Below are 9,706 nucleotides of genomic sequence, written 5' to 3' on the forward strand. Positions count from 1 at the left end.
GCGTTGGGCTGCGAAGCGGCCCCTCCAGGAGTCGGTGCGTTGTTTCAGGCAAACCGAGGTGTTTGGGTCTGGGGCCGCTGCGCAGCCCAACGCGGGAAAAGCCCGCTCGCCACATTAGAGGTGTTACAGACGCTGTACGGTCACAGTGCCCGCAGGCCCTGCTGGCCCCGGTTGCCCTTCCAGCCCTGGGCGGCCCTTCTCGCCGCCGTCGGCGCGGTACACCAGGCAGCCCTTGGACTCGCCACCTTTGCCAGGCTTGCCCGCCGTGCCAGCCAGGCCGCCGGCACCGCCGTCGACCCAGACCTTGATCTGTTGGGCCGGGAAGTCCTGCGGCAACTCGACCCGCACCTGCGCGCCCGCAGCGCCCGGCAAGCCGTCGCCGCCATTGTCACCGTTGGCGCCACGCCCGGCCGAACCCCAGGTGCAACCCGGGTCCACGCCGTTGGCACCATCCAGCCCGGCATACCCTTGGGCACCCGCGCCGCCACGGGCATCCACCGACAGCTCTTCAGCCACCAGTGAATTGATCCGCAAGGTCAGGTCACGCCCGGCCTTGGCCGGTTTTTCATGGGTGCCCGGCGCGCCCCGCGAAGTGATCTGGCTGCCGTGGTCCAACTGCGCATGGCGCACCTGCAGTTGCAGCACGGTGCCGCCGGGGACAATCGCAATCCGCGCATCGCGGCCCAGGTGCAGCTCATCCACCGAGACCTGGCTGATGGTGGCCGGGATCAGCAAGGTGCCGTAGTCCGCTACCTCCAGACGCTCCAGTTGCAACACGCTGGTGCTGTTGGGCAGGCGCATCAACGAGTTGGTCTCAACACTGACGCTCTGGGCCAGGGCGACGGGGCTGACCAACGCGGCCAACAGTAAAACCTTACGCATCATGGGGCTCCTGACTGATTTCGAATTTTTCTTTGGACGCACAGTAACGACTTCTACAGGCGATTTGCCAGTGAAGCATCAAAAAACTTGTGCAGGGAGAGGTGCAGGCGAGGCGCGCGGCAATGCCCCTGTGGATCCCACAGGGGCAAGGTTTGTCAGCGGTTGATCTGGATTTCCGTACGACGATTCAAGGCACGACCTTCAGCGGTTTTGTTGTCGGCAACCGGATGGCTTTCGCCCGCCCCCGTCACAGACACAAAGGCACTGCGCGGCACGCCGGCGCCGATCAGGTAATCGGTGACCGAGTGAGCACGTTTTTCCGAGAGTTTCTGGTTGTAGGCATCCTTGCCGACGCTGTCGGTATGCCCGCTGACCCGCAGTTGAGCACTCGGGGCTTCCTGTTTCAGGCGCGTGGCAATGGTGTCGAGCTTGGTTTTATCGGCGGCGGTCAGCCTGGCCGAGTCGAACTCGAAGTGCACATCGCGAATTACGATGGTTTCTTCCTTGACCACCACCACTTCCTCAACCACCGCAGCCGGCGGCACCGGTGGGCAGCCATTGGCATCGACCTGCACGCCTTTTGGCGTGTGCGGGCACTTGTCGCGGCTGTCCGGCACACCATCGCCGTCCTCGTCGCCATCACCGTGCACCCAGCAATAGGCGCCGGCCATGCCGCCGACCAGCAAGGCGCCGTAGCCTGCATAGGCCGAGCTTTCCGTCGCGCCGATCGCCGCGCCGGTCACACCGCCAACGGCAGCGCAGGTCGGCCAATCGGTTTTTTGCAAGCCTGCGCAACCTGTCAATAACCCGGTGAGCAGAACCAAGGGTAGAGCTGTCCGCATGATGCTCATCTGACTTTCTCCTGAGGGGATCGGCGGGGGCCGATGGGTGGAGTAAAGACCGCTCTTTTCAACTGCGCCACTACGCCACGCCCCCGTATTTGTTAGGGATCGTCGTTCTCGTCGGACTTTTCGCAGCCGCCCGCTCTAGGCCCGCACGCTCAGCCGCGCTAGTCTCTAGCGTCTTGATGTGAGGATCTCTGATGACCGCTGGCATTTCTTCCCGTACGCCCCAGCAAGCCTTGGCTGCCTTGCTGGATCTGCACCAGCCCAAACGCCTGCTGTTATTGGGCGCCAGTCAGTTTCCGGCGCTGGACGCGTTTCAAGCCGCGCACCCGGATACCCAGGTGTCCGTGGCAGCCCCCGGCGCCCTGCCGGCGGAACTTGCGGCGCAGCGTTTTGACCTGGCGCTGGTGGTCGACTGCCTGGAGCACCTGTCAAAACCGCAAGGCCTGACCCTGCTCGGTGGCATTCGCAACCTCAACGCCAGCCGCATTGCCGTGCTGGTGGACTTGGGCGCATGCGACTGGAAAGACACCGACTTCTTCTCCCTGGCCCTGCAGGCCGGCGAGCGTTTCCAGCGCGATGAACAGGTTCTGACGCTGTTTACCTACGATCTGCTTGACTATAAACAGGTGCCGGACTGGCTCAACGCCCGCTTCTGGGCCAACCCGGAAAACTTCGGAAAGTATTGGTGGTAACCCGATGAGTACATCCATTTGCCCCTGCGGCAGTGGCAACCTGCTGGATGCCTGCTGCGGCCATTATCACGCCGGGCACCCGGCCCCGTGCGCCAGCGCCCTGATGCGTTCACGCTACAGCGCCTATGTGCTGGGCCTGGTGGACTACCTGGTGGCCACCACCCTGCCCGCGCAACAGGCCGGCCTCGACCGCGACGCCATCGCCGCCTGGAGCGCCCAGAGCACCTGGCTCGGCCTGGAAGTCGAAAACTCGGAGGTGTTCGGCGGCCAGCCTGAACATGCCTTTGTGACCTTTACCGCGCGTTGGCACGACAGCACCGGCGAACATAGCCACCGCGAGCAGTCTTCTTTCGTACAGAATGAGGGGCGCTGGTACTTCATCGACCCGACAGTGGAAGTGAAGGCCGGACGCAACGATGCCTGCCTGTGCGGCAGTGGGCAGAAATTCAAGAAGTGTTGTTCCAGCTACCTCTGACCTGCAAGCGCGAGTTTGCTCGCGAAAACCCCGGGGGCACCTTTGTGTGTCAGGCTTAGCGCGTCATCGTTGACGACCTTCGCGAGCAAGCTCGCTCCTACACAGGATGGATAACGCCATGCTTCGGATGTACAGCTTGATGCTGGCGTTGACCCTCGGCCTCACCGGCTGCGCGTCCTGGTTCGAAGACGATGCGCCGCCGCCCCACGTCTCGCTGGTGAAAGTCGAAGTGGTACGGGCCAAGTTGCTCGAGCAGAAATTCAAGCTGTACTTTCGCGTGGACAACCGCGACGACGCCGACCTGACGGTGCGCGGCCTGATCTACAAGGTCAGCCTCGGCGATTTTTTGCTGACCGAAGGTGAGTCCAACGAATGGCTGACCGTGCCGCCCCGGGGCCACGCGTTTTTCAAGGTGTCGGTGCGCACCAACCTCTGGCCGCAGATCCGCGATGTCGTGCAGATGCTGAAAAATCCCGACAAACCCGTGCCTTATCGCCTGGAGGGTGAGCTGAAAACCGGATTATTCATCGGTTATGACGTGCAGGTGAACCACAATGGCGAGATAATCCCCGGCGATTTTATTCCGGAGCGACATCGATGACTCAGCAACCCCATGTCCATGGTCCTGACTGCAACCACGATCATGATCATCACGATCAGCACGATCACGACCACGGTCATGTCCACGGCCCGAACTGCGGCCACGCTCACCAGGAGCCGGTGCGCAACGCGTTGAAGGACGTCGGCCGCAACGATCCTTGCCCGTGCGGCAGCGAGAAGAAATTCAAGAAGTGCCACGGGGCTTGATGCCCTGATCCTGCAGGAACCGACTTGCCGGCGATGGCGTCCCCAACATCGCTGTCGCCGACAAGCCGGCTCCTTCAGGTTGAGTTAGCACGTCAGGGTTTGTGTTGAAACTGCAACACCACCTCAAGCCCCCCGCCGTCCCGATTGCTCAAGCTCAACCGTCCCTCGTGCGCCCGGGCAATGGTGTGCGCAATGCTCAACCCCAGCCCATACCCGCCCGTCTCGGCATTGCGTGAACCCTCCACGCGGTAGAACGGCTCCATCACCTGCTCCAATTGTTCCTGGGGAATCCCCGGCCCTCGGTCGCTGATGATGATCTTCAAACTGTCCGCCTGGTCCTCGACCCGCACCACCACGTCGCGACCATAACGCACCGCGTTTTCCAGCAGGTTCTGCACGCAACGCTTGAGGCTGCGCGCGTACCCCGGCAACGGTTGCCTGGCACGGCCTTCGATGCGCACGCTTTCGCCCACATCCTGCAAGTCCGCCTGCAAGCTTTGCAGCAAGGCATTGATGTCGATGTTCTGCCGTGTCTCGTTGATTTCACCGCTGCTGACAAAATCCAGGGTGCTGGAGACCATGTGCTCCATTTCTTCCAGGTCGCTGCGAAAACGCTCCTGGGTGCGAGGGTCGTCGAGCATCTCGGTACGCAGGCGCAGGCGTGTGATCGGTGAACGCAAGTCGTGGGAAATCGCCGCAAGAAAACGCGTGCGCTCGGCGATGTTGGCAATCAGCCGTTGCTGCATCGCGTTGAAGGCCTGGGCGGCGCGGCGCACTTCGGTGGGGCCATCCTCCGACAGCGGCGGACGCTGGATATCACGGCCCAGGGCTTCGGCGGCCTTGGCCAGCGCATTCAGCGGACGGATGGCCAGGCGCACCGCCACCAGGGCAATCACCACCAGCACCAACACGCGCAACAAATAGATGCGCATCACGTAGTCGAACAGCAGGTCCAGCGGCGAGGTACTGGTCCAGCCCTGCTCTTCACTGGCATCCACCTGCAACCAGCGCCCATCGGGCAGACGCAGGTCGATCAGGAATTGCCCCACCACCGGTTGGGAGCTGAGCAGTGTCGAGAGCCCGGCGCTTTGCCCTTCGCCATCCACCAGGGAAAGGCGCAACAGCACCAGGGTCTGGGCGTAGCCGGTCTTCTGCGACAACACCTTTTTGATCAAGCGCTCGGTAGGCCGGTCGGCATCGTTGAGGGTACTGGGGGTGCTGCTGGCCTGATCGCTCAGGGTCAGGCGGAAGTTCGGCGTATCGAGCATTTTGATCAGCAGGTCCGCCTGCTGCGGATCGCTGTGCACCAGCCGCACCACATCCGCCAGCCGAGTGGCGATCAGCCGCGCAGGGATTTCCAGCACCTGGCCATGCCGCCGGTCATACCAGATGCTGCTGGTCAGGGCCTGGGCCGCGAGCATGCCGCTGACCAGGATCAGCACCAGCCGCCCGAACAGCGAGCGCGGCAGCAGTCTCACGATTCCAGCACCACGTCATCGGCGGTGAGCATGTAACCCTCGTTGCGCACGGTCTTGATCAGCCCCGCCGGCAGTTGCGAGCGCAGGCGACTGACGCACACGTCGATGGAGCGGTCGAACGGCGTGCTGTCCTTGTCGAACACGTGGTTGAGCAAAAAGTCGCGGCTCAACGGGCGGTTGGGGTGCTGCAACAGCAGGCGCAACACGCGGTAATCCGAGTTGCCCAGGCTCACCACCACGCCTTGCGGCGACAGCAACTGTCGCGCCCGCGTGTCGAGCTGCCAGCCGGCGAAGCGAATGCTCGGCGCCTCGTCCAGGCGCGCGCGATCCGGAAAACTCTGCACGCGTCGCAGCACGACCTTGATCCGTACCAGCAACTCACGCGGGTCGAACGGCTTGGGCAGGTAGTCATCGGCGCCGATCTCCAGGCCGACGATGCGGTCGATCAACGAGCCCTTGGCCGTGAGCATCACCACCGGCGTGTTGGAGCTGACCCGCAGTTCGCGACACAGGCTCAGGCCGTCTTCACCCGGCAGCATCAGGTCGAGCACGATCAGGTCAATCACGTTCAGCGCCAGGCGGCGGCGCATTTCCTTGCCGTCGGCGGCGGTGGATACCTGGAAACCGGCGTCGCTCAGGTAGTCGCAGAGCAGTTGGCGGATTTGCGGGTCGTCATCAACGATCAGCAGGTGGTCTTGCTTGGCCATGGGCAGTCGATCCGAAAACTCAAAACGCAGGAGATAGCCGAAAGTTCAGCCAGCAGTGCAGGCAAATGTAATGGAATGTTGTAGGAAACCATAATCACGCATCAGCGATACAAAGCCCCGGTATGGCAGGCGGAATCGCTCTTTAGACTACCGAACCTAAATGAGAGTAATTGTAATTTAGACTCGGATCACTGCCTATGTCATTGCCCACCCCTCACCGTCATACGTTGCACAGTACCCTGGCGCCGATGTTCGGTTTCCTCGCGGCTGGCGGCGTCGCCCCGACCGCCTTGGCCGATACGACAGCCGCCACGACCAGTGGCTCGGTGCTGAGCCTGCCGGAAATCAAGGTCGACGGTGAAGCCACCTCCACCTTCAAAGTGGACCGGGTGACCTCGGCGAAAATTAGCCAGCCGCTGCTGGACGCGCCGCAAAGCGTGACCATCGTGCCGCAGCAGGTGCTCAAGGAGCAGAACGCGCAGACCCTGCAGGAAGTGTTGCGCAACGTGCCGGGCATTACCTTCATGTCTGGCGAGGGCAACCTGGGCTGGGGCGATCTGTTCTCGATCCGGGGCTTTTCTTCGGAGCAGAGCCTGACCGTCGACGGCGTGCGCGATGCCGGCATGTCGACCCGTACCGACACCTTCAACCTGCAACAGGCCGAAGTGTTCAAGGGCACCGGCTCCATCGAGTCCGGGGTGTCTGCGGTGGGCGGCAGTGTCAACCTGGTCAGCAAGGAAGCGCACCTGGGCGATGCCAACAAGGTCTCGGCCGGGATTGGCACCGACAGCTATCGCCGGCTCACGGCCGACCTGAACAAGCAACTGAACGACACCACCGCCGTACGCATCAACCTGATGAAGCACTACAACCAGGTGGCCGAGCGCGACGACGTGGACTACGACCGCTGGGGCATCGCCACCTCGTTCGGCTTCGGCCTGGGCACCGACACGCGCCTGTTCATCGACACCTTCTACCAGAAAGACACCAACACCCCGGACGGCGGCGTGCCGATCCAGCGGGGCACCGACGGCGACCGCATGCCCGGGGTGAAACGCTCGAACTGGTACGGCGACTCCAGCCTCTACACCCAGCAAAACAAAACCACCTCGCTGACTGCCCGCCTGGAGCACGACTTCGACTGGAATGAAGCCAACCTGCGCAACCAGACTCGCTGGGAACGCAGCGACAACTTCGCCGTGCTCTCCCCGGCGCGCTTTTTTGCCGCCGACGCGAATGGCAACAAAACCTGCACCGGCACCCGTTGTGCGACTTTGGGCTACACCGGTGTAGGCCCGATCAGCCAAGTGCCAGGTAGCACGGTGAATGCCTACACCGACTACGTGAACAACAGCAACACCGCCTACGGCATCCTGCGCGGCAGCGACTTTGGCTTGTCCAAGCGCTACACCATCCTGGATAACCAGACCGACTTCAGCTTCAAGTTCAATACAGCAAGCCTGCAACACGCGGTGGTCTCGGGCCTCGAGTTCTACCACGAGACCTACGGCGGGCTGAAGCGCAACGCCGAAGTGCCGGCAGGCAACCTGTTCTTCGACATGAGCGAGCCCAGCCACAGCTTCGCCAGCACCTACGTGACCAAGGGTGAAGGCGACCCGCGCTCGGTGATCGACAACGCCGGTATTTACCTGGGTGACACCGTCACCCTCAACGAGCAGTGGCAGGTGCTGGGCTCGCTGCGCTACGACAACTGGCGGGCGCAAACCAGCCAACGCGGCCAATCGACCATCAGCAGCACCGACGGTGCAGTGAGCGGAAGGGTCGGCGCGGTGTACAAGCCGTTGCCCAACGGCAGCGTCTATGTGTCCTACAGCGAAGCAGCGCAACCCTCGGCGTTGGGTGCATCCACCAACAACCAGATCTACGGCGCGGCCAGCACCAGCAACTACAGCCCGGCCAAGTCCAAAACCTACGAGTTGGGCACCAAGTGGGACATTGCCCACGACATGCTTAACGTCACCGCCGCGATTTTCCGCACCGAACTCGACAACGCCTGGGAATACCAGGACGGCGAATCCGCCCCGGTACGCGCCCTCCCCGCCAAGCGCGTGGACGGCGTGGAACTCGGCCTGCAAGGCAATATCACCTCGCGCTGGACCGCCTACACCGGTTTCTCGGCGCTCAAGAGCACCCAGACCAAAGGCATCAACAAGGGCGCCGAAGCCAAGAACGTCCCTGACCTGACCGCCAACCTGTGGACCACCTATGCCGTCACCGACGCCCTGAGCCTGAGCTACGGCGAGCAATACGTCGGCCGGCGCCGCTACACCGACAACAAATACGTCGGCGGCTTGAACAACAACAGCAGCTACGCCAATGGCCCTTCCGGCGTGAATGCGATCTACACCCGCGACCATGAAAAAGCCCCCGGCTACTGGCTCAGCAGCCTGGCCGCGCAATACAAGGTGAACAGGGACACCACAGTCAACCTCAACCTCAACAACGTGTTCAACACGTTCTATTACAGCCAGGTCGGCGCCTCCCTCGATGGCTTCCAGCTCTATGGCATCCCAGGTGCCGGGCGCACCCTCACCGCCAGCGTCGATTATGAATTCTGATCCTCTCTCACCAGGAGCCTCTGCCATGCGCAAACCCCTTCACTTGCTCAAGCTCGGCGTGCTGTTCGGCGCCTTGGTCCTCGGCCATGCCGAAACCGCCGCCGCCCACGAAGTCACCGACGTCCTCGGCCGCAAGGTCGAGGTAAAAGACGACGTCAAACGCGTGGTACTGGGTGAAGGCCGCCTGATTTCGGCGTTTGCCCTGCTCGACAAGGACGCGCCGTTCCAGCGCATCGTCGGCTGGCAGAACGATCTGAAGCTGCTGGACCAACACACCTATAACGCCTATGTGGCGAAATTTCCGACGGTCAAAGACATTCCGTTGATCGGGCAGGCGTCGGAACAAAGCGTCAGCGCTGAAGAAATTCTCTCGCTGAAACCGGACCTGGCGGTGTTCAGCATTTCCGGGCACGGCCCGACCGAACACAGCCCGGTCGCCGATGTATTGGCCAAGGCCGGAATCCCGGTGCTGTTCGTCGACTTTCGCATCAACCCGGTACAAGGCACCCATACCAGCATGAGCGCGCTGGGCCAGGCGTTGGGGCGTGAAGCCCAGGCCAAGGCATTCCTCGCGTTCTATGACCAGCACATCAAGGTGATCAGCGACGCCGTCGCCACCTTGCCGGCCGGCCCGCGCCCGAGTGTGTTCCTCGAACTGCTGGCCGGTGCCTGGCAGGCACCGGGGCACACCACCGGCAAAAGCGGCATGGGTGAAGTGATCAAGCTGGTCGGCGGACGCAACATCGCTGCCGATGTCGTGCCCGGCGCGCTGGGTGATATCAGCGTTGAATATGCGCTGAAGGCTGATCCGGATGTGTACGTGGCCACCGGCAACCACAAACCTGGCCTGATCCTGGGCGCAGGCGTTACCCAGGACGAGGCGCGTGAAGCGTTTGACCGCGTGTTGGCGCGGCCGGAATTCGCCAATCTTCGCGCGATCCGCGAAGGCAATTCCCACGGCCTGTGGCATGACTTCTACAACTCGCCCTACAACCTGCTGGCGATTGAAGCGCTGGCCAAGTGGGTACACCCGCAGCTGTTCGCCACGCTGGACCCGCAGGCGACGATGGCGCAGATCAACCAGCAGTTCCTGGGGATGCCGCTGCAGGGTGCCTATTGGATCAACAGCAAGCCTGCTGTCGAAACGCGGTAAAAACTGTGGGAGCGGGCTTGCTCGCGAAGGCGGTGTATCAGTCGACCTATTCAGTGACTGACACCGCGCATTCGCGAGCAAGCCC

At 62.6% G+C, this 9,706-nt stretch carries 10 protein-coding genes; 6 read left to right on the plus strand and 4 right to left on the minus strand.

Translation table 11 applies throughout. The features are described from left to right. Nucleotides 1-123: 123 nt before the first annotated feature. Complete coding sequence (locus tag QMX97_RS30090) at nucleotides 124-882, minus strand: collagen-like protein (protein ID WP_282398111.1); 759 nt, start codon at nucleotides 880-882, stop codon at nucleotides 124-126. Between the two features lie 155 nt (nucleotides 883-1,037). Continuing rightward, entirely contained in the window at nucleotides 1,038-1,733 is a 696-nt protein-coding gene (locus QMX97_RS30095; RefSeq protein ID WP_065902995.1) for an OmpA family protein, read from the minus strand. A gap of 191 nt (nucleotides 1,734-1,924) precedes the next feature. Here QMX97_RS30095 and QMX97_RS30100 point away from each other — a divergent pair, with 191 nt between their 5' ends. From QMX97_RS30100 to QMX97_RS30115, 4 genes are all read left to right on the plus strand, one after another. Continuing rightward, nucleotides 1,925-2,422 (plus strand): DUF6231 family protein, encoded by a 498-nt coding sequence (locus tag QMX97_RS30100; protein WP_065902997.1) that lies wholly within the window; start codon nucleotides 1,925-1,927, stop codon nucleotides 2,420-2,422. 4 nt (nucleotides 2,423-2,426) lie between these two features. Next, a complete protein-coding gene (locus QMX97_RS30105) occupies nucleotides 2,427-2,897 on the plus strand; it encodes a YchJ family protein (protein ID WP_065902999.1) in 471 nt (156 codons plus the stop codon). A gap of 118 nt (nucleotides 2,898-3,015) precedes the next feature. Further along, nucleotides 3,016-3,498: an LEA type 2 family protein gene (locus tag QMX97_RS30110; RefSeq protein WP_282398112.1), complete on the plus strand. Its 483-nt coding sequence runs from the start codon at nucleotides 3,016-3,018 to the stop codon at nucleotides 3,496-3,498. Continuing rightward, nucleotides 3,495-3,704, plus strand: coding sequence for an SEC-C metal-binding domain-containing protein (locus tag QMX97_RS30115; protein WP_282398113.1), 210 nt, complete (start codon nucleotides 3,495-3,497; stop codon nucleotides 3,702-3,704). The genes QMX97_RS30110 and QMX97_RS30115 overlap by 4 nt, the downstream gene beginning before the upstream one ends. 92 nt (nucleotides 3,705-3,796) lie before the next feature. Here QMX97_RS30115 and QMX97_RS30120 read toward each other — a convergent pair whose 3' ends face one another. Beyond that, nucleotides 3,797-5,182, minus strand: coding sequence for an ATP-binding protein (locus QMX97_RS30120; RefSeq protein WP_106804936.1), 1,386 nt, complete (start codon nucleotides 5,180-5,182; stop codon nucleotides 3,797-3,799). After that, complete coding sequence (locus QMX97_RS30125) at nucleotides 5,179-5,889, minus strand: response regulator (RefSeq protein ID WP_106804937.1); 711 nt, start codon at nucleotides 5,887-5,889, stop codon at nucleotides 5,179-5,181. Before QMX97_RS30125 ends, QMX97_RS30120 begins: the two co-directional genes overlap by 4 nt. 197 nt (nucleotides 5,890-6,086) lie before the next feature. On the opposite strand from QMX97_RS30125, the gene QMX97_RS30130 reads away from it, so the two are divergent. Continuing rightward, entirely contained in the window at nucleotides 6,087-8,468 is a 2,382-nt protein-coding gene (locus tag QMX97_RS30130) for a TonB-dependent siderophore receptor (RefSeq protein WP_282398114.1), read from the plus strand. A gap of 25 nt (nucleotides 8,469-8,493) precedes the next feature. After that, a complete protein-coding gene (locus tag QMX97_RS30135) occupies nucleotides 8,494-9,621 on the plus strand; it encodes an ABC transporter substrate-binding protein (RefSeq protein WP_282398115.1) in 1,128 nt (375 codons plus the stop codon). The last annotated feature ends 85 nt before the right edge of the window (nucleotides 9,622-9,706 follow it).

The organism is Pseudomonas sp. PS01298 (genome assembly GCF_029959745.1).
Taxonomy (GTDB): Bacteria; Pseudomonadota; Gammaproteobacteria; order Pseudomonadales; family Pseudomonadaceae; genus Aquipseudomonas; species Aquipseudomonas aylmerensis.